Source organism: uncultured Phycicoccus sp. (assembly GCF_947495705.1).
In the GTDB taxonomy this organism is placed as follows: Bacteria; Actinomycetota; Actinomycetes; order Actinomycetales; family Dermatophilaceae; genus Phycicoccus.
In genome coordinates this window covers 248,638-274,361 of sequence record NZ_CANLZR010000005.1, presented here as the reverse complement: position 1 = coordinate 274,361, position 25,724 = coordinate 248,638, and the positions used below count along the sequence as shown (strand labels likewise).

Below are 25,724 nucleotides of genomic sequence, written 5' to 3'. Positions count from 1 at the left end.
ACCGCCGCGTCCTGCGCCGCGGCCGCCTCGTTGACCAACCCCTGCAGCTCACCGGCCACCGCCGCCCACTCAGCCCGTGACCCCCGCACCCCGCTGGGGTCGACCACCCGACGCAACGCCGACCGGGCGACACGCACGGCATCGAGCACATCCTGCGGACCCGCTGCCGTCGCCATCACTGCCCCCTTCCGATGCCTCGAACCTACCGACGACCACCGACAGAGGCCTGGGGCGTGGAGGGGGTCGGAGTTCCTCGGCGCGGCCACCTAGGCTGGGCTTCGTGCCGACGACCGACGAGCGCCAGAGCGAGCGCGACGAGGACCCCCTCGACCCGTCCTTCCTCCGCCGCATCGGCGCCTTCGTCGTCGACTGGGTCGTGTCCGCACTCGTGACGTTCGTGCTCCTGCCCTACGACCTGCTGCTGGAGCCCGGTCAGCAGCCGCCGCTGCTGCTCGGGATCCCGCAGAGCTCGTGGGCGACCCTCGGGGTGTTCTTCGTCCTCAACGTCGTCCTCGTCCGGCTCACCGGGTCGACGCTCGGGCACCGCCTCTTCGGCCTCCAGGTGTGGCAGGTGCGCGCCGGGTCCTTCACCCTCCAGGTGCTGGCCCGCTCGGCCCTGGCCTGCCTGTTCCTGCCGGGCCTCGTCCGCGCCGGGGACGGGCGCCTGCTGCACGACTACCTCGCCGGGACGCGCATCGTGCGCCCGGGCGCGGACGGCGCCTAGCGCCTCGCGACCGTCAGGTCACTTGCCGCGCATCGCGCGGCGGTCCATCCGGGCCTTGGTGGGGTCGACGCCCTTGGGGATGGGCGGCCGGATGCCTCCGAGCGAGGTGAGCCGCTTGTTGACGACCGACACCTCCGCCTTGCTGAGGCTGGGCTTCATCCGGGTGAGCTTGCTCGAGATCTTGCGGATCGGGACCTGGCCCTCGCCCTCGCCGACGGTCCACAGGTGGACGGGGACGCCGGGGGCGACCCGGGCCACCTTCTTCTCCTCGGCCTTGAGCATCTTCGCGACCCGACCGGGAGGGCCCTCACCGATGAGCACGACGCCCGGGCGCCCGAGCGCGCGGAACACCATCGCCGCGTCGACCATGTCCTGGGGGCGGGTGCCGCGGGCGCCTTCGAGGGCGACCGGCTCCTGCGAGGCGTACCAGCCGCGCTTGCCGAGGCCGGTGAGCGTCGCCCCGGCGGCGCCGACCTTGCCCTCGAGCGCGCCGTACATCGCCTTGTTGCCGCGCCGGTTCATGACGATCGTCGCCGCGAGCGCCCCGGTGGGGATCGCGACGAGGATGCCGTACCAGCGCCAGAAGTCGCCGACGAGGAAGCCGACGGCGACGATGGCCACCGCGGTCGCGAGCCCGACGCCGAGCATCCACCACCCGAGCTTCGGGTCGAGGGACTTCAGCGCGCGGTACGCCTGCCGGATCTCGGCGATGCGGCCTTGCTTCTTTGCGGGTGCGTCGGACACGGGGGGTCGCTGCTCCTGGTCGGGGGTGCCCCGCACGCGGGTGCGGGGGCGGGGGGCTGGGCTCAGGATACGGCGCCGCGGGCCCTGGCCACCAACGCCGAGGCCTCCTGGCGGGCGGGGTCGGACGCCGCCTCGGCCAGATGCGAGAGGTGCTCGGGGATCGGGCGGCCCCACCGCCGCATCGCCGTCGCCCACAGGCGGCCGGCGCGGTACGACGAGCGCACGAGCGGGCCGGCCATGACGCCCTTGAACCCGAGGTCCTCGGCGACCTCGCTCCAGTGCACGAACTCCTCGGGCTTGACCCACCGGTCGATCGGGTGGTGGGTGGGGGAGGGGCGCAGGTACTGGGTGATCGTGAGGATGTCGCACCCGGCGTCGTGCAGGTCGCGGATGGCCTCCTCGACCTCGTGGTCCTGCTCGCCCATCCCGAGGATGAGGTTGGACTTGGTGACCAGGCCGGCCTCGCGGGCCATCGACAGGACCGCGAGCGACTTCTCGTAGGTGAAGGCCGGGCGGATGCGCCGGAAGATGCGCGGCACGGTCTCGAGGTTGTGGGCGAACACCTCGGGGCGGGCGTCGAAGACCTGCCCGACGAGCTCGGGCTTGGCCCCGAAGTCGGGCGGGAGGATCTCGACGCCGGTGTTCGGGTTGAGCGCGTGGATCTGCCGGATCGTGTCGGCGTAGAGCCCGGCGGCACCGTCGGGGCGGTCGTCGCGGGCGACCCCGGTGACGGTGGCGTAGCGCAGGCCCATCGTGGCGACGGACTGGGCGACCTTGAGCGGCTCGTCCGGGTCGAGCGGCTGGGGGCGGCCGGTGGCGATGTCGCAGAAGTCGCAGCGCCGGGTGCACGTGTCGCCGCCGATGAGGAAAGTGGCCTCGCGGTCCTCCCAGCACTCGAAGATGTTGGGGCAGCCGGCCTCCTGGCACACGGTGTGCAGGCCCTGGCCCTTGACCATCGCGTGGATGGCCGTGAACTCGGGGCCCATCTTCGCGGTCGTGCGGATCCAGTCGGGCTTGCGCTCGATCGGCGTCTGCGCGTTGCGCGCCTCCACCCGCAGCATGCGGCGTCCCTCAGGTGCGACAGTCACGCACGCCAGGGTACGCCCCGCTCCCGACCGCCCCCCAGCCCCTGCCCATCCGTCGGGCCCGGCGCCCACCCTCAGCCCGCGGCTTTCTCGGGTCACCCGATAACGCCGCACCTCACCCCGGAAGGCTTCCCGGGTGAGGTGCCGTCTTCTCGGGTGACCCGAGAAAGCCGACCGGGGCCGGGGAGGGAGGTCGGGGGAGTTAGCCGAGGACGTCGGCGAGGTGCTTCTCGGCGTAGGGGAGGACGTCGCGGACCGTCACGGGCCGACCGGCCTCGCGGGTGAGCGACGAGACGCCGGCGTCGCTGATGCCACAGGGCACTATCGCGTCGGCCCAGCCGAGGTCGGCGTCGCAGTTGAGGGCGAAGCCGTGCATCGTCACCCGCTTGCTGACCCGCACCCCGATGGCGCCGAGCTTGCGGTCGGCGCCGCGTTCGTCGGCGAGCACCCACACCCCACTGCGGCCCTCGACCCGGACGACGTCGACGCCGAAGTCGGCGCACACCCGGATCATGACCTCCTCGAGCCGGCGCACGTGGGCGACGACGTCGATGGGCACCTCCGGCAGGTGCACGATCGGGTAGCCGACGAGCTGACCGGGCCCGTGCCAGGTGATCTTCCCCCCGCGGTCGACGTCGATGACGGGGGTGCCGTCGACCGGCCGCTCGTGCGGCTCGGTGCGCTTGCCCGCCGTGTAGACCGGGGCGTGCTCGAGCAGCAGGGTCGTGTCGCCGACGGCCTCCGCGACGACCTGGGCGTGCACCTCGCGCTGGGTGGCCCAGGCCTCCTCGTAGTCGACGAGGTCGGGGGCGAAGCCGAGGTGCACGAAGCGCATGGGGACACGGTACGCCCGAGTCCGCCAGGGGCTCACGGCATGTCGGCGGCCGTCCTCCTAGGCTGAGGGCATGAGCGAGGACCAGGCCACGGACCGACAGCGTGCACGACGGCCCCGGAAGGTCCTGCTCGGTGCCGTGCTGGTCCTGCTCGCGTGGCTCGTCGTCGCCGGGCTCGGCGGCCAGGCCCAGGGCAAGCTCTCCGGCGTCCAGTCCAACGACAACGCGACGTTCCTCCCGCAGAACGCGGAGTCGACCCTGGTCAGCGAGGCCGTCGCGCGCTTCAGCGACAGCACCGAGCTGCCGTACCTCGTCGTCGTCGAACGCTCGGCGGGCGGCGCGCTGACCCCCGAGGACTTCGCCGCCGTCCAGGCGTTCGCCGAGGCCGTGCCGGGCCTCGCCCTGCCGGCCCTGGAGGGCGAGACCCTCGGGGGGTTCCTCGTCGAGGGGCGCTCGGTGACGCCGATCCCCGCCGAGGACGGGGAGGCCGTCCTCGTCTCGATCCCGCTCGACGGGGCGACCGGCACCGCGGCGGCCGAGGAGACGACCGCCCTCGCCGAGGGCGCCGACGCGTTGCGTGAGGAGATCGACCGCACCCTCGCACCGGCCGGCCTCACGGCGTACGTCGGAGGCCCCGGCGGGCTCATCGCAGACTTCTCGGCGGCCTTCGCGGGCATCGACGGCATCCTGCTCGGGGTCGCCCTGCTCGTCGTCCTCATCATCCTGCTCATCGTGTACCGCAGCCCGATCCTGCCGTTCGCGGTGCTGCTCAGCGCGGTCTTCGGCCTGTCGGCGGCCTCGCTCGTCGTCTACCAGCTGGCGAGCAACGACGTCATCACCCTCTCGGGCCAGTCCCAGGGGATCCTCTTCATCCTCGTCGTCGGCGCCGCCACCGACTACGCGCTGCTCCTCGTCAGCCGCTTCAAGGAGGCACTGCACGACGAGGAGAGCTCGTGGGTGGCGCTCAAGCAGGCTTGGCGGGGCACCATCGAGCCGGTCGGCGCCTCGGCGGCCACCGTCATCCTCGGCCTGCTCTGCCTCCTGCTCGCCGAGCTGCGCAGCACCTCCGGGCTCGGACCCGTGGGGGCGCTGGGCATCGCCGGTGCGCTGCTCGCCTCGCTGACCTTCCTGCCGGCCGTGCTGCTCCTGTTCGGGCGCAAGGTCTTCTGGCCGTTCGCGCCGACGATCGACCATCAGCACGCCGAGGACGTCGTCGGGTCCGGGGCCGGCATCTGGGGGCGCGTCGCCGGGATGGTGGGCTCGCACCCCCGGCGCACGTGGGGCATCACCCTCGTCGCACTGCTCGCGGCGGCGGCCTTCGTGCCGACCTTCAAGGCGAGCGGGGCCACGATCGAGGAGACGTTCCTCACCGAGGTCGACTCCATCACCGCCCAGCAGATCATCGGCGAGCACTTCGCCGCGGGCGCGGCCCAGCCGCTCCAGGTCGTCGTCCCCGAGCCCGACGCGCAGGCCGCGCTCGACGTCGTGAGCGGGGACCCCGGCATCGAGAGCGCCTACCTCGGCCTCGTCCCCCCGCAGCCCGGGCAGGAGGGCCCGCCCCCGACGGTCGTGGACGGCACGGTGCTGCTCCAGGCGACGACCCAGGACGCCGCGGACAGCCAGGAGGCCGAGCAGACCGTCCGCAGGCTGCGGGCGGACCTCGATGCGGTGAGCCCCGACGCGATCGTGGGCGGCGCCGCCGCGACCAACCTCGACGTCCTCGACGCGAGCACCCGCGACCTGCGGGTCATCGTCCCGACGATCCTCGTCGTCATCTTCTTCGTCCTCGCGCTCCTGCTCCGCTCGCTCCTGGCTCCGCTCGTCCTCGTCGTGGCGAACGTCGTCTCGTTCGGCGCGACGATCGGCATCGCGGCGCTCGTCTTCGAGCACATCTTCGGGTTCACCAGCGGGGACCCGTCGATCCCGTTGTACGGGTTCGTGTTCCTCGTGGCGCTCGGTATCGACTACTCGATCTTCCTCATGACCCGGGTCCGCGAGGAGTCCCTCATCCGGGGCACGCGCCCGGGGGTCCTCGTGGGCCTGGCGGTGACCGGCGGGGTCATCACGAGCGCGGGGATCGTCCTGGCCGCGACGTTCTCGGCGCTCAGCGTCCTGCCCCTGGTCTTCCTCGTCCAGATCGCCTTCATCGTCGGCTTCGGCGTCCTCCTCGACACCTTCGTCGTCCGCTCGCTGCTCGTGCCCGCGCTCGCGTACGACCTGGGGCCGCGCGTGTGGTGGCCCGCCCGGCTCGTCGCGGACGGGGGCCGGTCGGGCCCGGGGCACCACGCCGCCGGGCCGCACCCGCCGCCCGACCCCGTCGAGCCGGCCGTCACCCGATGACACGCGCCGTCATCGCCGGCTACGGGTTCGCCGGCCGCGACATCCACGCGCCGCGGCTGCGGGAGGCGGGGGTCGAGGTCGTGGCCGTCTGCACCGGCAGCCCCGAGCGGGCGGCGGCGGCCCGCTCGGACCTGCCCGGCGTCGAGGTCGTCGCGGCCCTGCCCGACCTGCTCGCCCTGGGTGGCGTCGACCTCGTCGTCCTCGCCACCCCGAGCGGCGGGCACGCCGAGCAGGTCCGCGCGGTCGTCGACGCGGGAGTCCCGTGCGTCGTCGACAAGCCGCTGGCCGTCGACGCGGGGTCCGCCGGCGAGGTCGTCCGGTACGCCGAGCGCGCGGGCGTCCCGCTCACGGTCTTCCAGAACCGGCGCTACGACCCCGAGCACGTGACGGTGCGCGAGGTCGTCGCCGCCGGGCTGGTCGGCGAGCCCTTCCGGTACGAGCTGCGCTGGGAGCGGTGGCGGCCCGTGGCCCGCGACCGGTGGCGCGAGACGGCAACGGCCGAGGACGGTGGGGGGCTGCTGCTCGACCTGCACACCCACCTCGTCGACGCCGCCGTCCAGCTCTTCGGTCCCGTCCTGCGGGTCGCCGCCACCGTCGAGGCCCGCACCACCCGGGCCGAGGACGACGCCTTCCTCCTGTGCACCCACGCCTCGGGGGTCGTCTCGCACCTGTCGGCCACGTCGCTGGCGGGGGCACCCGGGCCCCGCGTCCGGCTGCTCGGGCGCGACGGCGCCTACGTCCAGGCCGACTTCGAGGCCGAGGCCCACCCGTGGACGGGGCAGGCGGATCCCGACCCCGACCACTGCGGCTGGCTCTACCGCGGGGACGAGCGCCGCCCGGTGCCGCGCGCCCGCAGCACCCAGGCCGACCTCTACCGGGCCGTCGTCGCCGCCCTCGGCTCGCCCGACCCGCAGGCCGAGATGCCCGTCGACCCGTGGGACGCCGTGCACACCCTCGCCGTCATCGACGCCGCGCGCGTCGCCGCCGCCGAGCAGCGGGTCGTCGAGGTCGTCACTCCGCAGCGGTGAGCGGCCGGTCGGTCAGGCGCCCGGCAGCCGACGCGGCTCCACGCGCTCCTCGCGCGCCTCGTCGCCCGCCCGGGTCACGAGGTAGGCGCTCTTGCCGTCGCGTTCGCTGACCGCCTCGACGAGGTCGGTGCCCCGGTAGACGAGCCCGACACCGTCGTCGGTGCAGTGCGTCTCGGGCAGCGTCCCGTCACCGACAAGCCGGTGCACGAGCGGGCGGCGGCCCTCCTCGGAGTCGTAGTGGACGCCGCTGCCGTAGGGGAGCAGGCCCAGGCCGTTGGTGACGGCCCGCAGCTCGGGCCCGAAGGAGTCGGTGGTCCCGCCGACGTACCAGCAGATCGACCCCGCCGAGACCCCCGAGAGGACGACCCCGGCCTCCCACGCCGCCCGCATCGCCGGGCGGAGGTCGTGGACGTCCCACACGGCGAGGAGGTTGGCGACCGACCCGCCGTTCACCCAGACGACGTCGGCCTCGAGGAGGTGGCCGGGCACGTCGTCGAGGTTCGGCATGGGGAACAGGTCGAGGCAGGTGACGTCGAAGCCCGCGACCCGGCCGGCCTCGTGGGCCCAGTAGTCCATGAACCGCGGGTCGCCCGAGGCCGTGCCGACGAAGGTCAGCCGGGGACGCCGGCCATGGGCTCCCGACAGCTCGACGGCGTGGTGGACGAGGGGTCCGAACTCGAGCTGGGTGCGGCGGCCGGGGCGGTAGCCGCCCGAGGTGGCCAGGATCGTCGGCTGGTCTGCGGGCACGCCGACCACCCTAGGAGGCGCTGGGTCCCGCAGGCGATCCGGCCACGAGGCCGTCGACGAGCTCGGCCAGGGCCGACATCGCGTCCCGCCGAGCGGTGTGGGTCGGGTCGCTCGCGAGGTAGCACCGGACCTCGTCGACGCCGAGCGCGGCGAGGTCCTCGAGCGCGGTGCGTGAGGCCGCCGCCGCACCGACGACGTCGAGCGGGTCGAGGGTGAGGTCGACCGTGCGGGCCAGCGTCCCCGGGTCGCGTCCCACCTGCGCGCAGGCCCGATCGAGCGCGTCGATCAGGTCGCGGGCGTGGGCCCCGGCGTCCCGGGTGCGGACCCAGCCGTTCCATCCGTCCGCATGGCGGGCGGCGAGCCGCATCGACCGTGGCCCGGCCGCGGCGACGACCAGGGCCGGCGTGGTGCGGGCGGTGTCACGCAACGGCAGCGCCGACGCGACAGCGGACCAGTACCGCCCGGCGCGGTCGGTCGACCCGTCGCGCAGCAGGTCCCGCAGGATCGCCACGTATTCCTCGAGGCGAGCGACGCGGTGGTCGTGACCGACGCCGATCGCCTCGAAGTCGACGGTGTTGCCGGCGCCCACCCCCGGGGAGTACCGGCCGCCGGAGATCTCGTCGAGGGTGTCGGCGACGTGCGCGAGCAGCGCGGGTGGCCGGTACGTGGCGTTGACCACCGAGTGGGCGAGCCGGATGCGGGTCGTCGCCGCCGCCAGGGCGGCCGCCATGACCGTGCTCTCGCGGACGCCGACGTCCTCGTCCGGGTCCGAGTAGTCACCGTCGCCGCCCGCCGGGTAGTAGAGGTGGTCGGGAAGGGCCACGAGGTCGAACCCGAGCGTCTCCGCGTGCCGGGCGAGGTCGAGCAGGTGGGGCCAGCTCACCTCCGCGGCCGACGACGCGGTCGCGTCCAGGCCGAGGGCCGGGCCGATGCGCATCCGTCGATGCTAGGACACCGGGTGCGCGGCGCCTGTGGAAAACCTCGCGGCCGGATCCCGCGGGTCGGCCAGAGTGGCGGGATGGAGGCGACGACGGTGGCTCCGGGGGTGCCGGGGTTCGAGGTGGGGGACCTGCTCGGCGTGGGCGCCACGAGCGAGGTCTGGCAGGCGGTGTGCGTCGCCGACGGCCGCCGGGTCGCGCTCAAGGTCGTCCGCGCCGAGCCCGAGGCCCTCGAGGCCGCCGCACGCGAGGCGGCCGTGACGTCCCGCACCGCCGCCGAGCACGTGCTGGCCGTCGAGTCCTGCGTGCCGCTCGACGACGGCCGCACGGCCCTCGTCCTGCCGCTCCTGCGCGGTGGCAGCCTGGCGCGGCTCGTCGCCGCTCGCGGCCATCTCTCGCCCGGCGAGGTCGTCACCGTCCTGGCGCCCGTCGCCGCCGCGCTCGGCCGGCTCCACGGGGCCGGGGTGGTGCACGGCGACGTGTCGGCCGGCAACGTGCTGCTCGACCTCGACGGTCGCCCGGTGCTCGCCGACCTCGGGCTCGGCCGGGTCGTCGGCGAGGCCCCCGCGCCGGTGTGGGGCACCGCGGGGCACATCGCCCCCGAGGTCCTCCTCGGCGCGGACCCGTCGCCGGCCGCCGACGTCTACGCGCTCGGGGCCCTCGGGTGGCTGTGCCTCGCCGGTGACGTCCCCGGTGCGCCGGGCCTGCGTCCCGCGCTGGCTGAGGTGTCCCGGGCCGGGTCCGGGGCGGCACCGCTCGTGGCCCTCGTCGAGTCCGCGGTCTCGCCCCGCCCGCACGAACGGCCCGGCGCGGACGAGCTGGCGTGCGCGCTGTTCGGCGCGGCCGACCCCGAGCCACTGCGGCTCGTCGAGGCCGACGACGACGTCAGCGCCGTCACCTACCGGCTGCGGGCCGCCGCCGGGTCCGCAGCCGACCGGGCTCCGGACCGGCCACCACGACACCGGGCCCGGCGAGCGCTGCCCGTCCTCGCGTCGAGGTGGCGGCCGGCGCTCGCCACGGCCGGCGTCGTCGCGGGCGTGGCACTCGGGGTGGCGGGGTGGGTCCGGCCCCACGAGCCGGGGCCGCCGGCGGCGCGGCCGGCAGCGGCCGTCGCCCGGCCGTCGCTCGACCCGCGGCCCGGTCCCGTCGTCACCGACGTGCCGGCGGCGGACCCCCGGGCCGACCCGGACGCACCGCGCGAGCGTGCCCAGGAGCTGCTCGAGGTGCTGGCCGAGGCCCGCGCCACGGCCTGGCGGACGGCCGACGTGCGGCACCTGGCGGGCGCCGAGGCCGCGGCGGGGCCGATGTACGCGCGGGACGCCGCGGGTGTGGCCGAGCTGGCCCGGGCGGGGCAGCACTACGACCGGCTCGTCTACACCGTCGAGCATGTCGTCACCGTCCAGGCCGCCGCTCGCCGGGCGGTCCTGCGGGCCCGGCTCGGCACCGGGGCCTACACGGTCCGGGGCGCGGGAGCGAGCAGTGGGCGCCCCGCCCGGCCGGGGCAGGAGGTGCTGGTCGACCTCGTCCGCACCATCGACGGCTGGCGCATCCACGACCTCCGGGGGGCCTAGCCCACGAGCCAGCGGGCCGCGCTGTCGAGGTCGGCGTGGGTGTACCGGTAGCCGCTGGCGACCAGCACGTCACCGACGATGCGCTGGCTGGCCACGATCTCACCCGCGAACTCGCCGACGGCCAGCCTGGCGGCGAACGCGGGCGCCGGGAGGACCGCCGGGCGGTGCATCGCCCGGCCGAGTGCGGTGGCGACCTCGCGCTGGCGCGCGGGCTCGGGCCCGGTCAGGTTCACCGGTCCGGTGACGTCGGCGTGGTCGAGGAGGTGGAGGATCGCGCCGACCTCGTCGACGAGCGTGATCCACGGCCAGAACTGCCGGCCCGAGCCGATCGGCCCACCCAGACCCAGCCGAGCCAGCCGGACCAGCGGGCCCGCGGCCCCGCCCTCGGTGTCGATGAGGACGCCGGACCGGTCCAGCTTGAGGAGGGAGCGGGACGAGCCGCTCGGCGGGGCCAGGACGAGCCCGGTCCGGAGGAAGGCGACGGGCGCGCCGGCGTCGACCGCCGGCTGGGCGGCGGCCTCCCACGCGAGGACCACGTCGGCGAGGAACCCCGCGCCGGGCGGGCTCCCCTCGGTGAGCTCCTCCTCGCCGCGGTCGCCGTAGAACCCGACGGCGGACCCGGACAGGAACCTGACGTCCCGCCCCGTCTCGGCGATGGCCGACGCGACCGCGGCGGTGCCGTCGGTCCGGGAGGAGAGGATCTCGTGCTTGTAGGCGGGGGTCCACCGGCGGTCCCCGACCCCGGCGCCGGCGAGATGCACGACCGCGTCGACCCCGTCGAGGACTCCCGGGTCGAGCCGGCGCGAGCCCGGGTCCCAGCGCACCTCGTCCGGAGCGGACGGGGGCCGGCGGACGAGGCGGACCACCTCGTCGCCGCGCCCGCGGAGCGCGGCGACGAGAGGGGTGCCGATGAGACCGGACGAGCCGGTGACGAGGACGCGGGCCATGACGGCGCGTCAGAGACCGAGGTCGGCCTCGAACGCCCCTTCCTCGAGCCGCTGCTTCATCGTCGTGAGGAAGCGGGCGGCGTCGGCGCCGTCGACGATCCGGTGGTCGTAGGACAGCGCGAGGTAGACCATCGAGCGGATCGCGAGCGTCTCGCCCCCGTCGTCGGTGGTCACGACGACCGGGCGGCGTACGACCGCGCCGGTGCCGAGGATGGCGACCTGCGGCTGGTTGATGATCGGGGTGTCGAACAACGCACCGCGCGAGCCGGTGTTGGTGATCGTGAACGTCCCGCCCGCGAGGTCGTCGGGCATGATCTTGTTGCTGCGGGTCCGCTCGGCGAGCTCCGCGATGGCCCGGGCCAGCCCGGCGATGTTGAGATCGCCCGCGTTGCGGATCACCGGGACGATGAGCCCCTTCTCGGTGTCGACCGCGATCCCGAGGTTCTCGGCGCCGTGGTACGTGACCGACTCGTCCTCGATGCTCGCGTTGACCGTCGGGTGCGCCTTGAGCGCCTCGACGGCCGCGAGGGCGAAGAACGGCAGGAAACTGAGCTTGGTGCCCTCGCGGGACGCGAAGTCGGCCTTGGCCCGGTCGCGCAGCCGCGAGATGCGGGTGACGTCGACCTCGACCACCGTCGTCAGCTGCGCCGAGGTCTGCAGCGACTCGACCATCCGGCGCGCGATCGTCTTGCGCAGTCGCGACATCGGCTGGGTCGTGCCCCGCTTGCTGCTGTCGACCGCGGGCGCGGCCGCGGCCTTGGCCGCGGGAGCCTCCGCCGCCGGGGCCTCCGCCTGCGCGGGCGCCTCGGCCGGGGCCTTCGCCGCCTCGGCGGCCGCGAGCACGTCCTGCTTGCGGATGCGCCCACCGATGCCGCTGCCGGTGATGGTCGCGAGGTCGATGCCGTGGTCGGCCGCGAGCTTGCGCACGAGCGGCGTCACGTAGGCGGCGGCGTCCTCCGTGCCGTCGGCGCTGCCGGCGGCCGGTGCGGTGGTGCTCTGGGCTGCCGGTGCGCCGTCGGCGGCGGCGGCCGCCTCGTCGGGCTTCTCCTGCGGCGGAGCCTCGGCCTTGGGCTCTTCGGCCTTGGGCTGCTCGTCCTTGGGCTCGTCCTTCGGCTCCTCGGCCTCGGGCTCCTCCTTCGGCTCGTCCTTCGCCTCGGGTTCGGGGGCCTGCTCCTGCGCCGGGGCGGACCCCCCGCCGCCACCACCGACGACCGCGAGGTCCGCGCCGACGGGGACGGTCTCGTCCTCCTGGACGAGGATCTTGGTCAGCGTCCCGGCCGCGGGGGAGGGGATCTCGGTGTCGACCTTGTCGGTGGAGACCTCGAGGAGCGGCTCGTCGACGGCGATCTCGTCGCCCTCGGACTTGAGCCAGCGGGTGATGGTGCCCTCGGTGACGGACTCCCCGAGCGCCGGCATCGTCACGGTCGTGCCGTCCCCGGAGCCGCCACCGGAGCCACCGGAGCCACCGGAGTCGCTGTCGGAGGACTCGGACCCGGCGGACTCCTCGGGAGCGGCCTGCGCCGGCTCCTCGTCGCCACCGGACTGCGGCTCGGCCGGCTCCTGGCCGCCCTCGTCGCCGGCCTCGGCGACGGAGTCGGCGTCGGCGGGGTCCTCGACCTCGTCGGCCGGGCCCTCGCCCGAGTCCTCGCCGGAGTCCTCGGCCGCGTCGTCGCCCGACGCCTGCTCGCCACCGGACCCGCCGCCGTCGGAGGCCGCGCCGTCGCCGATGACCGCGAGGTCGGCGCCGACCGGGACGGTGTCGTCCTCCTCGACGAGGATCTCCTGCAGCGTCCCCGCCACGGGGGAGGGGATCTCGGTGTCGACCTTGTCGGTGGACACCTCGAGCAGCGGCTCGTCGACCGCGACGTCGTCGCCGACACTCTTGAGCCACCGCGTCACGGTCCCCTCGGTGACGGACTCGCCGAGTGCGGGCATCTGTACACGTTCGGACATCAGTGGTGCTCTCCTTCGTGGGCGGTGGCGTTCATCACTCTAGTTGTGTGCGTGGAGCGGCTTGCCGGCAAGCGCCAGGTGAGCCTCACCGAGCGCTTCGTTCTGGGTCGGGTGGGCGTGCACGAGGGCCGCGACGTCCTCGGGGAAGGCGTCCCAGGAGACGACGAGCTGGGCCTCGCCGATCTGCTCACCCATCCGGGACCCGACCATGTGGATGCCGACGACGGGGCCGTCCTCGACCCGCACGAGCTTGACGAAGCCCTGCGTGCCGAGGATCTGGGACTTGCCGTTCCCGCCGAGGTTGTACTCGTAGGTGCGGACGGCGTCCCCGTGCTCGGCGCGGGCCTGCTCCTCGGTGAGCCCGACGGAGGCCACCTCGGGTTCGCAGTACGTGACCCGCGGGATCTGGGACTCCACGAGCGGGGCGGGGGAGAGCCCGGCGATCTGCTCGGCGACGAGGATGCCCTGCGCGAAGCCGCGGTGGGCCAGCTGGAGGCCGGGCACGATGTCGCCGACGGCCCAGAGGCCGTCGACCCCCGTGGCGCACCGGTCGTCGGTGACGACGAAACCGCGCTCGAGGGTGACCCCGGTCTCCTCGTAGCCGAGGCCCTCGGTGACCGGGCCGCGCCCGACCGCGACGAGGAGCAGGTCGGTCTCGATCTCCTCGCCGCCCTCGAGCCGCACCGTGACGGCGTCGGCGCCGTCGGTGGCGGAGGCGAACCGGGCGCCGGTGCGCACGGTGATGCCGCGCTTGCGAAAGGCCCGCTCGAGCGCCGCCGACGAGGCGGGGTCCTCGGCCGCGACGAGCCGCGGGAGCGCCTCGACGACGGTCACCTCGGACCCGAAGGACCGCAGCACCGAGGCGAACTCGACCCCGATGACGCCGCCCCCGAGGACGACGACCCGGCCGGGGACGTCGGTGAGCCCGAGTGCCTGGTCGCTGGTCATGACCCGGCCGCCGACCTCCAGCCCGGGCAGGGTCCGGGCGAAGGACCCGGTGGCGAGGACGACGTGGCGCCCGACGAGGCGGCGGTCGCCGACGACGACGGTGTGCGGGCCGTCGAGCCGCCCCTCGCCCTCGACGTAGTCGACCTTCCGGGACTTGACCAGGCCCTGGAGCCCCCGGTGCAGCCGCCCGACGACGGCCTCGCGGTAGGACGTGACCCGCGCCATGTCGATGCCCTCGAGGGTGGCCCGCACGCCGAAGCGCTCCGCCTCGCGGGCGGAGTCGGCGACCTCGGCCGCGTGCAGCAGCGCCTTCGTGGGGATGCAGCCGCGGTGCAGGCACGTCCCCCCGAGCAGGTCCTTCTCGACGAGGGCGACGGTGAGCCCGAGCTCGGCCGCGCGCAGGGCGCAGGCGTAGCCTCCGCTCCCGCCTCCGAGGACGACGACGTCATGGGTGGTCTCGGCGGTGGCCGGCATCCGGTGTGGCTCCCTCTCGCTGGTGGCGTGGTGGTGCACCGGGTCGCAGGGGTGGGCGTCCTCGGCGCTGGACCGCATCCTTCCACTCCCCGACCGGCGGCACGAGGGCGCGACGCGCGGTGGACACAGGTGACGTGCAGGGGGAGCACGTATCGTTGCGCTCATGGCGTGGTGGAGACGCGGGCGGCGCCGCAGCGCGGCGCCCCACGACGGCAGTGACCTGACGAGCGCGCGCGCGCACCTCGAGGACTTCGCGCGCAGCCGGCGCGGCGTCGAGGCGTACGTCGAGCCGGCCACGAACATCACCGCGACGACCGTCGTGCTCATCGCGCACGACGGGGAGTGGACCCGGCGGGCCCTGCCCTCGCGGCCCACGGCCTTCGACATCGCGCGGGGGCTCGAGATCCCGGTGTACGACGTGAACCTCACGGGCTACCCCGCCCGGATGCGGGCCTGGACGGCACGCCAGCGCGACCAGGACCGGCGCTGAGCCGATATCGGTGGCCCGGCGTCGCGGGACGTGCGAGCGTGAGGGTCCGAAGCGAACGACGAGAGGCGTGACGATGTCATCCAAGGACCGGCCCCGGGCCGCGGTGAACGAGGACGTGAAGGCGAAGTTCCGGGCTGCCCTCGACGCGAAGAAGGCGCACGGCGGCGGTGACGTGTCGGAGCAGTCCGAGCACGGCAAGGTCGACCACGCCCACTCCCCGGAGACCAGCGCCCGCCAGCAGATGTTCCGCCGCAAGAGCGGCTGACCGGCCCACGACCGACGAAGGACCGCCCCGGCCGGGGCGGTCCTTCGTCGGTGTCGCGCTCGTCGGCGTGGGTGTCAGCCGGCGTGCTGCTCGACGAGCGCCACGAGGGTCCCGACCCCGAAGCCGGTGCCGCCCTTGGGGGTGCGGCCCGTCGGCGCGTTCGTGTTGAACGCCGGGCCGGCGATGTCGATGTGCGCCCACGGGATGCCCTCGCCGACGAACTCCTGGAGGAAGAGGCCGGCGGTGAGCATGCCGCCGTCCCGGTCGCCCTTGTGGGCGATGTCGGCGGTCGGGGTGTCGAGCTTGGCCCGCAGCGAGGCCGGCAGGGGCATGCCCCAGGCGCCCTCGCCCGCGGTGCCCGCCGCCGCGACGACCCGCTCGCGCAGGTCGTCGTCGTTGGCCATGACACCGGCGAGGTCGTTGCCGAGCGCGATCTGCTGGGCCCCGGTGAGCGTCGCGATGTCGACGATGACGTCCGGGGACTTCTCGCTCGCGAGGCAGATGCCGTCGCCGAGCACCATCCGGCCCTCGGCGTCGGTGTCGAGGATCTCGACCGTCGTGCCGTCCCGCATGACGACGACGTCGCTGGGGCGCTGCGCCGTGCCGCTCGGCATGTTCTCGGCGAGGCACAGGTACCCGGTGACGGCCACCGGCAGGTCCAGCTCGGCCGCGGCGAGCACGGCGGCGGCCACCGCGGCCGCGCCGGCCATGTCGCACTTCATCGTCACCATGCCGGTGGAGGGCTTGATGTTCAGGCCGCCGGAGTCGAACGTGATGCCCTTGCCGACGAGCGCCACCGAGGCCTTCGCGCCCGACGGCGCGTACGACATCGTCACGATCCGGGGCGGGTTGACCGAGCCCTGGCCGACCCCGACGATGCCGCCGTAGCCGCCCTTGGCGAGCGCCTTCTCGTCGAGGACGGAGACCGAGATCTTCGCCGACGAGGCCGAGGCCCGCTGCTTGGCGGCGTCGGCGAACGACTGGGGGAAGAGCACGTTGGGCGGGGTGTTGACGAGGTCGCGGGCCCAGTCGCGCGCGGCTCCGACGGTGGCGGCACGCGCCACCGCCTCCCGGGCCGGCTTCCCCTGGCCCACGGCGGACACGACGGTGATGCGCGGGCCCGCGGAGGCCGGGGCGGAGGACCCCCGGCCCCCCTTGCGGCCCGAGCCGAACGGGGCCGCCTTGTCGTAGACGTAGCAGCCGGACCAGGCGCCGTCGGCGACCGCGCCGAGGCTCTCGAGGTCGGGGGTGGGCAGCGCCAGGGCGACGGCCTTCTTCCCGCGCACGACGCGCAGGGCGGCCGCGGCCGCGTCGCCGAGGACCGTCCGCGGGAACGCCGTCGTGCGGGCGGTGCCCGTGCCGAGCCCGGTGACGACGACGGAGGTCGCCTTAACCCCGGGAACCGCGACGACCCGGTGGACCTCGCCGGCCTTGGCGGTGGCCTCGAGGTCGGCGAGCACGGCCTTCAGGTGCACGGCCGCCTTGCGCGGCAGGCCGTGCCCGGCAGCGAGGTCGGGCCCCTCGTCGGTGCCCACGGCACCGACGACGAGGGCGTCGGCCGGGAGGTCGGCAGGGGACTTGGTCGTCACGGTCAGTGATGTCATGCGGGCAGACTATCCGGGGGCCCGGGCTGCTCCGGCGGGCGCGGTAACGTGCCGGTCATGACCGACCTCCGGCACTCACCACTGCACGACCGGCACGTCGCCCTCGGCGCCAAGATGGCCGACTTCGGGGGGTGGTCGATGCCGATCGAGTACCCCGGGGGAGGGGTCGTGGCCGAGCACACCGCCGTCCGCGAAGCCGTCGGGCTCTTCGACGTGTCGCACCTGGGCAAGGCGCGGGTCAGCGGCCGCGGCGCGGCGGAGTTCGTCAACGCGTGCTTCACCAACGACCTGCGCCGGATCGGCCCGGGGCAGGCCCAGTACACGATGTGCTGCACCGAGTCCGGCGGGGTCGTCGACGACCTCATCCAGTACCTCCGCTCCGACGAGGACGTGTTCCTCATCCCGAACGCCGCGAACACCGGCCGGGTCGTCGAGCTGCTGGCCGCCGCGGCGCCGGACGGGGTGCTCGTCGAGAACCTGCACGAGGACTACGGGGTCCTCGCCGTGCAGGGCCCGCGCTCGGACGAGGTGCTCGCGCGGCTGGGGCTGCCCGTCGACCACGACTACATGAGCTTCGTCGAGACCGAGTGGGAGGGGCGCCCGGTCATCGTGTGCCGCACCGGGTACACGGGGGAGCGGGGCTACGAGGTGGTCCCCGCCTGGGACGTCGCCGCCTCCGTGTGGGACGCGCTGCTCGAGGCGGTCCGGGCCGAGGGCGGTCTGCCCGCCGGCCTCGGCGCCCGCGACACCCTGCGCACCGAGATGGGGTACCCGCTGCACGGCAACGACCTGTCCCTCGACATCACCCCGGTGATGGCGGGCGCTGCGTGGGCCGTCGGCTGGGACAAGGAGACGTTCTGGGGCAAGGAGGCGCTGGCGGCCGAACGCGCCGCCAAGGCCGGCCGGCTCATGCGGGGGCTCGTCGTCACCGGCCGCGGCATCCCGCGCCCGCACTGCGCCGTCCAGGACGCCTCGGGTGGCGTCGTCGGCGAGGTGACGTCCGGGACGTTCTCCCCGAGCCGGAAGCAGGGCGTCGCCCTCGCGCTGCTCGACCGCTCGGTCACCCTCGGCGACGAGGTCCGCGTCGACGTGCGCGGCCGCGAGGTGACGGCCACCGTGACGAAGCCGCCGTTCGTCGAGGCGGGGGTGCGCACGTCATGAGCGAGCAGTGGACGTGGACGTTCGCCGACGCCGACGGCGCCCCGGTGACGGGTGAGCCGACGACCGGGACGGGCTTCCCGACGCAGTCCGACGCCGAGAGCTGGTTCGGGGAGGTGTGGCACGACCTGGCCGAGGCCGGGGTCGCGTCGGTCACCCTGCACCGCGACGGTGCCGTCGTCTACGGGCCGATGAGCCTGGAGGCCGCGCCGTAGCCGAGCCGGGTCAGCCCGGGTACTCCCCGCGGGCCACCTGGGGCTTGGGCATCCGCTGGCGACGCATCTGGAACGCGCGCAGCGCCGCGTAGCGCCAGCTGCCGCGGGCGATCCCGTCCTCCCCGAACGCGGTCACGAGGCGGGCGCGCAGGCCGCGCCACATGAGCGCGGTGTCGATAATGACCGCGAGCACCGCGCCCCACGTGAGGAACACGCTGAACGAGAAGATCGCGTCGTTCTGGATCAGGCTGAGCGCGAGGACGATGAGCATGATCGGCAGCAGGAACTCGGCGAGGTTGCGGCGGGCGTCGACGTAGTCGCGGATGAAGCGGCGCACCGGGCCCTTGTCACGCTGCGGCAGGTAGCGCTCGTCGCCGCTCTCGAGTGCCGCCCGGGTGCGGGCCAGCTGCTCGCGGCGCTTCGCACGGTCGAGGCGGCGGGCCTCCTTGCGGTCCGAGATCACGAGCGGGCGCTTGCGCGCGGCCTCCTGGTCGCGGCGCTTGGGGGTGGGGCGGTTCTTCGCACCCTCACGCTCGGGGTGCGCCTCCTCGCCGTGGCCCTGGTCTGAGGTCTTGCTGCGTCCGAACACGACGCCAACTCTAGGTGGTCTCCCTGGGCGCGTCGTCGGTGGTCGGGGGCGGGGCATCGGGCGGCCCGTCGGTCGGTAGGGTCGGGCGCTGTGACCGACGTACTCGACGATGCCCAGATCACCGCCCTGCGAGAGCGGGTCCGTGACCTCATGCCGCAGATCCGCGCAGACCTCGAGGCGCTGACCCGGATCCCGTCCGTCTCGCTCGACGCCTTCGACCAGGCGCACGTCGAGGCCAGCGCCGCCGCCACGGCCGCGCTGCTGCGGGCCGAGGGGCTGGAGGTCGAGATCATCCGGGAGGGCGGCCGCCCCGCCGTCATCGGCCACCGGGACGGCCCGCCCGGCTCGCGCACCGTCACCCTGTACGCCCACCACGACGTCCAGCCGCCCGGGGACGACGCCCTGTGGGACAGCGCGCCGTTCGAGCCCACCGAGCGCGACGGCCGGGTCTACGCCCGCGGCGTGGCCGACGACAAGGCCGGGGTCATGGCCCATGTCGCGGCGCTGCGCGCACACGGGGACGACCTGCCCGTCGGGGTCACGATCTTCGTCGAGGGCGAGGAGGAGATCGGCTCGAACTCGCTGCCGGCGATCCTCGAGCGGCACGGCGACGCGCTGCGTGCCGACGCCATCGTGCTCGCCGACAGCCAGAACTGGGCCATCGGCGAGCCGGCGCTCACGACGACCCTGCGGGGCATGATCCGCGTCGTCGTCACCGTGGCCACGCTCGACCACGGCGTGCACTCCGGGATGTTCGGCGGGGCCGTCCCCGATGCGCTCATGGCGCTGGTGCGGCTCCTCGCCTCGCTGCACGACGACGACGGGAACGTCGCGGTCGCCGGGCTCGACGCCGGGGTGGCGTCCGACCTCGACTACCCGGAGTCGCGGCTGCGGGCGGAGTCGGGTCTGCTCGACGGCGTCGAGACCATCGGCTCCGGCTCGCTGCTGTCCCGGATGTGGACCAAGCCGGCACTGACGACCATCGGCCTCGACGCCCCGAGCATCGAGCGGTCCTCGAACACCCTCGTCCCGTCGGCCCGGGCGAAGATCTCGATGCGGATCGCACCCGGCCAGGACGACCTCGCCGCCTTCGAGCTGCTCAAGGCCCATCTCGAGGCGCACGCGCCGTGGGGTGCCGAGGTCGACGTCGAGCTCGAGGAGCGCGGGCTCGGCTTCGCCGCGGACGCCGACGGCCCGGTGTACGACCAGGCCCGGGCCGCGTTCGCCGACGCCTGGGGTGTCGAGCCGGTCGACATCGGGGTCGGAGGGTCCATCCCGTTCGTCGCCGCGTTCGCCGAGCGCTTCCCGGACGCCGCGATCCTCGTCACGGGGGTCGAGGACCCCGACACCCGCGCCCACGGCGCCAACGAGTCGCTGCACCTCGAGGAGTTCGAGAAGGTGTGCCTCGCCGAGGCTCTGCTGCTCGCTCGCCTGGGCGCGCTGCCCCGCTGAGACGGACCGTGTCAACCCCTCGTTGACGGAGGCCGCGCGTCAAGATACTCTTGACGCATGGCATCGATGCGTACGGAGCAGCGGACCGGGATCGTCCTCGTGCTCCTCGGCCTGCTGACCTCGGTCCTCAGCACCGTCCCCTCCGGCGGCTTCGTCCGCGGATTGTTCCAGGGGGCGACCATCGCGCTGATGGTCGCCGCGGCCTACCTGCTCGAGTCCGCCTGGCGGGGGGCGCGGGGCCGGGAGGAGAAGCTGTGGCTGCCCACCCGGGACGAGAACCGCGGGTGACCCAGCCGCCCGTCGACCCGCTCGCCGACGCGCTGGGACGGGTCGTCCTGCGCGGTGGCGACGGGCTCGAGCCGCTCGACCCGGACCGGTCCGAGCAGCACCTCGCCATCGTCGAGCGGGCCGCCGCGGCCGAGCGGGTGGGTCGTGACCTGCTCCGGCAGGCGGTCTCGGCGGCGCGCGGGAGCGGGCACAGCTGGGCCGCCATCGGCGGGGTGCTCGGGCTCAGCCGGCAGGCGGTCCAGCAACGGTTCGGCGGCGACGACGACCCCGACGAGGGGCCGGAGTACCGCTGGCTCGGTCCGGTGACGGCGATCGACGAGATGCCCGAGCTCGAGCTCGCCGGCCGGCGCGGATGGCGGACCGTCGGCGCGGGGATGCTCAAGCACCGGATGATGCGCACGGCGACCCAATGGGAGCATCGTCGCGTCGTGTGGCGTCAGCCGGCCGGGTCCTACGAGACGGACGGCTGGATCGTCGCCGTCCGCGCCTTCCCCTGGCTCTACCTCGTCCGCGACCTGGGGACCCCCCCGGAGCGGTGAGGGGCGTCCGCGGTCCGCCGGGCGCCCCCTGGACGATTCCGCGGGGGCAGGCCCGGCCCGCTACCCTGGAGCCCGCGCTCGCATTTCCTGCTTGAGGCGCACCCATGATCCGCCGTCGCCGGCGGCCACCCCAGTCCTCATCCCTGCCCGACGCCGTGCGGGGCCGCCCCGCACCGTCCGGGGCCACCGCCGACTCCGGAGCTCCCCCTTGTCCCGTCCCGCCCCCGCCGCCGCCACCACCGAGCTGCACCGCTTCCCCCACGAGGAGCAGGTCACCTCGGTCCGTGCCGCCCTCCGTTCGCCCCGACGCCTGCGCACCGAGGTGCTCGCCGGCCTCGTCGTCGCGCTCGCCCTGATCCCCGAGGCGATCTCGTTCTCGATCATCGCCGGCGTCGACCCGCGGGTCGGGCTCTTCGCGTCGTTCACGATGGCCGTCTCCATCGCCTTCCTCGGCGGACGCCCGGCGATGATCTCCGCCGCGACCGGCGCCATCGCCCTCGTCATCGCCCCCGTCGTGCGCGAGTACGGCCTGGACTACCTCCTCGCAACGGTCATCCTCGGCGGGATCATCCAGGTCGTGCTGGCTCTGCTCGGCGTCGCCCGGCTCATGCGCTTCCTCCCGCGCTCGGTGATGGTCGGCTTCGTCAACGCGCTCGCCATCCTCATCTTCCTCGCGCAGGTGCCGCACCTCACCGGCGTGCCGTGGACGGTCTACCTCCTCGTCGCGGTGGCGCTGGCCGTCATGGTCCTGCTGCCGAAGCTCACGACGGTCGTGCCGGCGCCGCTCGTCGCGATCGTCGCCCTCACCCTGTTCACCGTGGGCGCCGCCGTGGCCGTGCCGACCGTGGGTGACGAGGGCGCGCTGCCCGACAGCCTCCCCGGGTTCGTCCTGCCGGACGTCCCCTTCACCGTCGAGACCCTGCGGATCATCGGCCCGTACGCGGTCGGGATGGCCCTCGTCGGTCTCATGGAGTCGCTGATGACGGCCAAGCTCGTCGACGACATCACCGACACCCACTCCGCCAAGACCCGCGAGTCGTGGGGTCAGGGTGTCGCCAACGTCATCACCGGGTTCTTCGGTGGCATGGGCGGCTGCGCGATGATCGGCCAGACGATGATCAACGTCAAGGCCTCCGGGGCGCGGACGCGGATCTCGACCTTCCTCGCCGGCGTCTTCCTGCTCATCCTCGTCGTCGTGCTCGGCGACATCGTCGGCCTCATCCCGATGGCCGCGCTCGTCGCCGTCATGATCATGGTGTCGGTCGCCACCTTCGACTGGCACAGCATCCAGCCGTCGACGCTGCGCCGGATGCCGCGCAGCGAGACGGTCGTCATGGTGACGACGGTCGCCGTCGTCGTCGTCACGCACAACCTCGCCATCGGGGTCGTCGTCGGCGTCCTCGCGGCGATGGTCGCCTTCGCCCGCCGGGTCGCGCACCTCACCCGGGTCGTCGAGGTCCCCACGGTCGAGCCCGACACCAAGGTCTACGCGGTGCTCGGCGAGCTGTTCTTCGCCTCGAGCAACGACCTCGTGACCCAGTTCGACTACGTCGGGGACCCCGAGCGGGTCATCGTCGACCTGAGTGGCGCCCGGGTCTGGGACGCCTCGAGCGTCGCCGCGCTGGACGCGGTGACGACGCGCTACGCCCGCAAGGGCAAGCGCGTCGAGGTCATCGGGCTCGACGGGCACAGCCTCGACCGCCACGAGCGGCTCGCGGGCCACCTGGCCGGCGGCCCCTGACGACGACAGGAGCGGCGGGTCAGTCCTTGGCGGTCTCGCCGGGCAGCGAGAGCATCCGCTCGAGCGCGACCCTGGCGTGGTGGGCGGTGTCGGGGTCGACCCGGATCGGGTTCACGACGCGCCCCACGGCCAGCGACTCCAGCGCCCACACGAGGTGCGGCAGGTCGATGCGGTTCATCGTCGAGCAGTAGCAGACGTTCTTCTCGAGGAAGACGATGCGCTGCTCGGGGAACTGGGCCGCGAGCCGCTTCACGAGGTTGAGCTCGGTGCCGACGGCCCACGACGTGCCGGGCGGTGCCGCCGCGATGGTCTTGATGATCTTCTCGGTCGAGCCGACCTCGTCGGCGAGCTCGACGACCTCGTGCCGGCACTCCGGGTGCACGATGACCTTGACGTCCGGGATCTCGCGCCGGGCCGCCTCGACGGCCTCCACCGAGAACCGGCCGTGCACGGAGCAGTGGCCCCGCCACAGGATCATCGTCGCGGCCCGCAGCTGCTCCACCGTCAGCCCGCCCATGGGGCGGTGCGGGTCCCACACGACGCAGTCCTCGAGCGGGCCGCCGAGGTCGCGCGCGTAGGTGTTGCGGCCGAGGTGCTGGTCGGGCAGGAAGAGGACCTTGCCGCCCTCGCCGGCCTCGCCGAGCGCCCAGGTGAGCGCCGTCGCGGCGTTCGAGGAGGTGCAGATGGTCCCGCCGTGCCGGCCGGTGAACGCCTTGATGGCCGCCGAGGAGTTCATGTACGTGACGGGGATGGTGACGTCGGCGACCCCGGCCGCGGCGAGCTCGTCCCAGCACTCCTGCACCTGGTCGATGGCGGCCATGTCGGCCATCGAGCAGCCGGCGGCGAGGTCGGGCAGGACGACGGTCTGGGTGTCGGCGGTGAGGATGTCGGCCGACTCGGCCATGAAGTGCACGCCACAGAACACGACGTACTCGGCGTCGGGCCGGGCCGCGGCCTCCTTGGCGAGCTTGAAGGAGTCGCCCGTGACGTCGGCGAACTCGATGACCTCGTCGCGCTGGTAGTGGTGGCCGAGGACGAAGAGCCGGTCGCCGAGGGCGGCCTTGGCGGCACGGGCCCGTTCGACGAGGCCGGGGTCCGACGGTGCGGGCAGGTCGCCCGGACACTCGACGCCGCGCTCGGAGGCCAGGTCCCGGCCCTGGCCGAGGACGAGCAGGGGGAGCGGAGCGTGCTGGGGCGTGCCGGTCGTCGTCGTCACCCTTCGATCCTAGGCGCTCCTCCCGGGGCCCGGGTCGGCAGCGGGGGCCGCTGCACCGATACGCTCGCCGGGTGCGTGTGCTGATCGCCCCGGACGCCTTCGGGTCCACCCTCGGCGCCACCCAGGTCGCGACCGCGATGGCCGCCGGCTGGGCCGCGGGCGCCCCGCACGACGCGGTGCGGGTCCTGCCGCTCTCCAACGGCGGGCCGGGCTTCCTCGACGTCCTGCAGCACGCCCTCGGCGGCACGACCGTCGCGACGACCGTCAGCGACCCGCTCGGTCGCGAGGTGCCGGCGGCCCTGCTGCTCGTCGAGGACGAGCGCCACCGCACCGCCTGGATCGAGTCCTCCCAGGCCACCGGGCTCCACCTGCTCGACGCGGACGAGCGCGACCCCTCGCTGACGAGCACCTGGGGGGTCGGCCAGCTGCTCGACGCCGCGCTGGCCGAGGGCGCCACCCGCATCGTCGTCGGCGTCGGCGACGGGTCCACCAACGACGCCGGCGCCGGGATGCTCGCCGCCCTCGGGGCCGGGCCCGCCACCGCCCTCGCCCGCGGCGGCCGGGCGCTCGGCGAGGCGCGGGGCGACTGCCTCATCGGGCTGCCGGCGGTCCTGGACCGGTTCGCCGGGGTCGAGCTGGTCCTCGCGACCGACGACGAGACCCCGCTGCTCGGGCTCTCGGGCACCAGCGCCGTCGACGCGCCGCGCAAGGGGGCGACCCCGGAGCAGGCGCAGTCCCTGGAGTTCGCCCTCGGGCACTTCACCGACATCCTCGCGCGGTCGCTGCCCAGCGCACCCCTGGACCTGCTCACCGGCAAGCCCCGCCGCCTCGACCGGGAACCGGGGGCGGGCGCGTCCGGTGGCCTGGGCTACGCGCTGCTCGCGCTCGGGGCGCGCCCCGTCGGGGCCGTCGCCGAGCTGCTCCGGGTGACCGGCTTCGGGGTGGCCGTGGCGGGGAGCGACCTCGTCGTCACCGCCACCGGGCGGCTCGACTGGGCGGCGATGCGCGGGTCCGTCGTGTCCGGGGTGGCGGAGGCGACGATGGAGACCGCGCGCCCCGTCGTGTGCGTCGCGGGGGAGTGCCTCGTGGGCCGGCGCGAGACGATGTCGATGGGCCTGGCGGGCTGCTACGCGGTCGCCGACCACCCCCGCGAGCTCGAGGCGATGATCGCCGACCCCGTCGCCACCCTCGAGGCCCGCACGGCCCGGGTGGCGCGGACCTGGTCCCCGGGGCGCTGACGGCGCGGGCGTCCATCGTGCGGTCGATGCACGATCGAGGGGGGCCGGGACGTACAGTGGAGGCGTCCGGGAACACCGGGGGCCGGCGTGCGGTTGCACGCACCGACAGGCCCTCCGGCCATTCTCCAGAAAGCACTGAGGAGTCCTCCGATGAGCGACCAGCTCCAGACCACCGAGGCCACCGAGACGGCGACGCACGGCGTCGAGCTCACCGACCTGGCCGCCTCGAAGGTCGCGTCCCTGCTCGCGCAGGAGGGTCGTGACGACCTCCGGCTGCGCGTCGGCGTCCAGCCCGGCGGCTGCTCCGGGCTCATCTACCAGCTCTACTTCGACGAGCGCACCCTCGACGGTGACCTCGTGCGCGACTTCGGCGGGGTCGAGGTCGTCGTCGACCGGATGAGCGCCCCCTACCTCCAGGGCGCCTCCATCGACTTCTCCGACACCATCGAGAAGCAGGGGTTCACGATCGACAACCCCAACGCCGGCAGCTCCTGCGCCTGCGGCGACAGCTTCAGCTGAGCACCCGTTCCGGGCCCGGACCACCCCCTCGGTGGTCCGGGCCCGTTCGCGTCCCCGGGGGCGGGTAGGTTGCGTGTC

25 protein-coding genes are annotated in these 25,724 nt (G+C 74.4%); 14 read left to right on the top strand and 11 right to left on the bottom strand.

Annotated elements, in window-relative coordinates:
* The first annotated feature begins 280 nt into the window (after nt 1-280).
* Nucleotides 281-724, top strand: coding sequence for an RDD family protein (locus tag Q0963_RS09905; protein ID WP_299445254.1), 444 nt, complete (start codon nt 281-283; stop codon nt 722-724).
* An 18-nt stretch (nt 725-742) separates the two neighbouring features.
* On the opposite strand, the gene Q0963_RS09900 is transcribed toward Q0963_RS09905, so the two are convergent.
* From Q0963_RS09900 to lipB, 3 genes are all read right to left on the bottom strand, one after another.
* Nucleotides 743-1,468 carry a DUF4191 domain-containing protein gene (locus Q0963_RS09900; RefSeq protein WP_299445253.1) on the bottom strand — a complete coding sequence of 242 codons (726 nt, stop codon included), beginning with the start codon at nt 1,466-1,468 and terminating at the stop codon, nt 743-745.
* A 62-nt stretch (nt 1,469-1,530) separates the two neighbouring features.
* Complete coding sequence (gene lipA, locus Q0963_RS09895; RefSeq protein ID WP_299445252.1) at nt 1,531-2,556, bottom strand: lipoyl synthase; 1,026 nt, start codon at nt 2,554-2,556, stop codon at nt 1,531-1,533.
* A 199-nt stretch (nt 2,557-2,755) separates the two neighbouring features.
* Entirely contained in the window at nt 2,756-3,424 is a 669-nt protein-coding gene (gene lipB / locus Q0963_RS09890; protein WP_299445251.1) for a lipoyl(octanoyl) transferase LipB, read from the bottom strand.
* A gap of 34 nt (nt 3,425-3,458) precedes the next feature.
* On the opposite strand from lipB, the gene Q0963_RS09885 reads away from it, so the two are divergent.
* Together Q0963_RS09885 and Q0963_RS09880 are read left to right on the top strand one after the other, a co-directional pair.
* Nucleotides 3,459-5,726 (top strand): MMPL family transporter, encoded by a 2,268-nt coding sequence (locus tag Q0963_RS09885; protein WP_299445250.1) that lies wholly within the window; start codon nt 3,459-3,461, stop codon nt 5,724-5,726.
* Complete coding sequence (locus Q0963_RS09880; protein ID WP_299445249.1) at nt 5,723-6,754, top strand: Gfo/Idh/MocA family protein; 1,032 nt, start codon at nt 5,723-5,725, stop codon at nt 6,752-6,754. Before Q0963_RS09885 ends, Q0963_RS09880 begins: the two co-directional genes overlap by 4 nt.
* A 12-nt stretch (nt 6,755-6,766) precedes the next feature.
* Here the strand turns inward: Q0963_RS09880 and Q0963_RS09875 are convergent, their stop codons facing one another.
* Both Q0963_RS09875 and Q0963_RS09870 read right to left on the bottom strand, forming a co-directional pair.
* Nucleotides 6,767-7,501, bottom strand: a complete 735-nt coding sequence (locus Q0963_RS09875; RefSeq protein ID WP_299445248.1) for a peptidase E — start codon at nt 7,499-7,501, stop codon at nt 6,767-6,769.
* Nucleotides 7,502-7,511: 10 nt separating this feature from the next.
* The gene (locus Q0963_RS09870; RefSeq protein WP_299445247.1) at nt 7,512-8,438 is read right to left on the bottom strand and encodes an LLM class flavin-dependent oxidoreductase; all 927 of its coding nucleotides are present in this window, start codon (nt 8,436-8,438) and stop codon (nt 7,512-7,514) included.
* Nucleotides 8,439-8,519: 81 nt separating this feature from the next.
* Here Q0963_RS09870 and Q0963_RS09865 point away from each other — a divergent pair, with 81 nt between their 5' ends.
* On the top strand, nt 8,520-10,010 hold the full coding sequence (locus Q0963_RS09865; RefSeq protein ID WP_299445246.1) for a serine/threonine-protein kinase: 1,491 nt from the start codon (nt 8,520-8,522) through the stop codon (nt 10,008-10,010).
* On the opposite strand, the gene Q0963_RS09860 is transcribed toward Q0963_RS09865, so the two are convergent.
* From Q0963_RS09860 to lpdA, 3 genes are read right to left on the bottom strand one after another with little or no spacing between them, the layout of a single operon-like run.
* A complete protein-coding gene (locus Q0963_RS09860) occupies nt 10,007-10,957 on the bottom strand; it encodes an epimerase (protein WP_299445245.1) in 951 nt (316 codons plus the stop codon). The genes Q0963_RS09865 and Q0963_RS09860 overlap by 4 nt on opposite strands.
* Before the next feature lie 9 nt (nt 10,958-10,966).
* A complete protein-coding gene (sucB, locus tag Q0963_RS09855; RefSeq protein ID WP_299445244.1) occupies nt 10,967-12,910 on the bottom strand; it encodes a 2-oxoglutarate dehydrogenase, E2 component, dihydrolipoamide succinyltransferase in 1,944 nt (647 codons plus the stop codon).
* Between the two features lie 39 nt (nt 12,911-12,949).
* Complete coding sequence (gene lpdA, locus Q0963_RS09850) at nt 12,950-14,332, bottom strand: dihydrolipoyl dehydrogenase (RefSeq protein WP_299445280.1); 1,383 nt, start codon at nt 14,330-14,332, stop codon at nt 12,950-12,952.
* 163 nt (nt 14,333-14,495) lie between these two features.
* Between lpdA and Q0963_RS09845 the strand changes: the two genes are divergently transcribed.
* Nucleotides 14,496-14,822, top strand: a complete 327-nt coding sequence (locus tag Q0963_RS09845) for a hypothetical protein (RefSeq protein WP_299445243.1) — start codon at nt 14,496-14,498, stop codon at nt 14,820-14,822.
* A gap of 73 nt (nt 14,823-14,895) precedes the next feature.
* Nucleotides 14,896-15,087, top strand: a complete 192-nt coding sequence (locus Q0963_RS09840) for a DUF5302 domain-containing protein (protein WP_299445242.1) — start codon at nt 14,896-14,898, stop codon at nt 15,085-15,087.
* Nucleotides 15,088-15,161: 74 nt separating this feature from the next.
* Here Q0963_RS09840 and Q0963_RS09835 read toward each other — a convergent pair whose 3' ends face one another.
* A complete protein-coding gene (locus Q0963_RS09835; protein ID WP_299445241.1) occupies nt 15,162-16,691 on the bottom strand; it encodes a leucyl aminopeptidase in 1,530 nt (509 codons plus the stop codon).
* Nucleotides 16,692-16,748: 57 nt separating this feature from the next.
* Here Q0963_RS09835 and gcvT point away from each other — a divergent pair, with 57 nt between their 5' ends.
* Both gcvT and Q0963_RS09825 read left to right on the top strand, forming a co-directional pair.
* Nucleotides 16,749-17,852 (top strand): glycine cleavage system aminomethyltransferase GcvT, encoded by a 1,104-nt coding sequence (gene gcvT, locus Q0963_RS09830; RefSeq protein WP_299445240.1) that lies wholly within the window; start codon nt 16,749-16,751, stop codon nt 17,850-17,852.
* Nucleotides 17,849-18,064, top strand: a complete 216-nt coding sequence (locus Q0963_RS09825; protein ID WP_299445239.1) for a hypothetical protein — start codon at nt 17,849-17,851, stop codon at nt 18,062-18,064. Before gcvT ends, Q0963_RS09825 begins: the two co-directional genes overlap by 4 nt.
* Before the next feature lie 10 nt (nt 18,065-18,074).
* On the opposite strand, the gene Q0963_RS09820 is transcribed toward Q0963_RS09825, so the two are convergent.
* Entirely contained in the window at nt 18,075-18,653 is a 579-nt protein-coding gene (locus Q0963_RS09820; protein ID WP_299445238.1) for a DUF3043 domain-containing protein, read from the bottom strand.
* Between the two features lie 90 nt (nt 18,654-18,743).
* Between Q0963_RS09820 and Q0963_RS09815 the strand changes: the two genes are divergently transcribed.
* The 4 genes from Q0963_RS09815 (at nt 18,744) to Q0963_RS09800 (ending at nt 22,673) form a co-directional block, all read left to right on the top strand.
* Nucleotides 18,744-20,105, top strand: a complete 1,362-nt coding sequence (locus Q0963_RS09815; protein ID WP_299445237.1) for a dipeptidase — start codon at nt 18,744-18,746, stop codon at nt 20,103-20,105.
* A gap of 57 nt (nt 20,106-20,162) precedes the next feature.
* On the top strand, nt 20,163-20,393 hold the full coding sequence (locus tag Q0963_RS09810; RefSeq protein ID WP_299445236.1) for a hypothetical protein: 231 nt from the start codon (nt 20,163-20,165) through the stop codon (nt 20,391-20,393).
* The gene (locus tag Q0963_RS09805) at nt 20,390-20,932 is read left to right on the top strand and encodes a hypothetical protein (RefSeq protein WP_299445235.1); all 543 of its coding nucleotides are present in this window, start codon (nt 20,390-20,392) and stop codon (nt 20,930-20,932) included. Before Q0963_RS09810 ends, Q0963_RS09805 begins: the two co-directional genes overlap by 4 nt.
* Nucleotides 20,933-21,176: 244 nt before the next feature.
* Nucleotides 21,177-22,673: a SulP family inorganic anion transporter gene (locus Q0963_RS09800; protein WP_299445278.1), complete on the top strand. Its 1,497-nt coding sequence runs from the start codon at nt 21,177-21,179 to the stop codon at nt 22,671-22,673.
* A gap of 19 nt (nt 22,674-22,692) precedes the next feature.
* On the opposite strand, the gene nadA is transcribed toward Q0963_RS09800, so the two are convergent.
* Entirely contained in the window at nt 22,693-23,889 is a 1,197-nt protein-coding gene (nadA, locus tag Q0963_RS09795; RefSeq protein WP_299445234.1) for a quinolinate synthase NadA, read from the bottom strand.
* A gap of 71 nt (nt 23,890-23,960) precedes the next feature.
* Here nadA and Q0963_RS09790 point away from each other — a divergent pair, with 71 nt between their 5' ends.
* Both Q0963_RS09790 and Q0963_RS09785 read left to right on the top strand, forming a co-directional pair.
* The gene (locus Q0963_RS09790; RefSeq protein WP_299445233.1) at nt 23,961-25,127 is read left to right on the top strand and encodes a glycerate kinase; all 1,167 of its coding nucleotides are present in this window, start codon (nt 23,961-23,963) and stop codon (nt 25,125-25,127) included.
* A 150-nt stretch (nt 25,128-25,277) separates the two neighbouring features.
* Nucleotides 25,278-25,646, top strand: coding sequence for an iron-sulfur cluster assembly accessory protein (locus Q0963_RS09785; protein WP_299445232.1), 369 nt, complete (start codon nt 25,278-25,280; stop codon nt 25,644-25,646).
* Nucleotides 25,647-25,724: the final 78 nt, after the last annotated feature.

What these genes read in the sequence shown, in the direction of transcription:
- Q0963_RS09885 (WP_299445250.1), top strand. Translation starts at nt 3,459, where the DNA reads ATGAGCGAGGACCAGGCCACGGACCGACAGCGTGCACGACGGCCCCGG.
- Q0963_RS09880 (WP_299445249.1), top strand. Translation starts at nt 5,723, where the DNA reads ATGACACGCGCCGTCATCGCCGGCTACGGGTTCGCCGGCCGCGACATC.
- Q0963_RS09870 (WP_299445247.1), bottom strand. Translation starts at nt 8,438, where the DNA reads ATGCGCATCGGCCCGGCCCTCGGCCTGGACGCGACCGCGTCGTCGGCC.
- Q0963_RS09865 (WP_299445246.1), top strand. Translation starts at nt 8,520, where the DNA reads ATGGAGGCGACGACGGTGGCTCCGGGGGTGCCGGGGTTCGAGGTGGGG.
- Q0963_RS09860 (WP_299445245.1), bottom strand. Translation starts at nt 10,957, where the DNA reads ATGGCCCGCGTCCTCGTCACCGGCTCGTCCGGTCTCATCGGCACCCCT.
- sucB (WP_299445244.1), bottom strand. Translation starts at nt 12,910, where the DNA reads ATGTCCGAACGTGTACAGATGCCCGCACTCGGCGAGTCCGTCACCGAG.
- lpdA (WP_299445280.1), bottom strand. Translation starts at nt 14,332, where the DNA reads ATGCCGGCCACCGCCGAGACCACCCATGACGTCGTCGTCCTCGGAGGC.
- Q0963_RS09845 (WP_299445243.1), top strand. Translation starts at nt 14,496, where the DNA reads ATGGCGTGGTGGAGACGCGGGCGGCGCCGCAGCGCGGCGCCCCACGAC.
- Q0963_RS09840 (WP_299445242.1), top strand. Translation starts at nt 14,896, where the DNA reads ATGTCATCCAAGGACCGGCCCCGGGCCGCGGTGAACGAGGACGTGAAG.
- Q0963_RS09835 (WP_299445241.1), bottom strand. Translation starts at nt 16,691, where the DNA reads ATGACATCACTGACCGTGACGACCAAGTCCCCTGCCGACCTCCCGGCC.
- gcvT (WP_299445240.1), top strand. Translation starts at nt 16,749, where the DNA reads ATGACCGACCTCCGGCACTCACCACTGCACGACCGGCACGTCGCCCTC.
- Q0963_RS09825 (WP_299445239.1), top strand. Translation starts at nt 17,849, where the DNA reads ATGAGCGAGCAGTGGACGTGGACGTTCGCCGACGCCGACGGCGCCCCG.
- Q0963_RS09810 (WP_299445236.1), top strand. Translation starts at nt 20,163, where the DNA reads ATGGCATCGATGCGTACGGAGCAGCGGACCGGGATCGTCCTCGTGCTC.
- Q0963_RS09785 (WP_299445232.1), top strand. Translation starts at nt 25,278, where the DNA reads ATGAGCGACCAGCTCCAGACCACCGAGGCCACCGAGACGGCGACGCAC.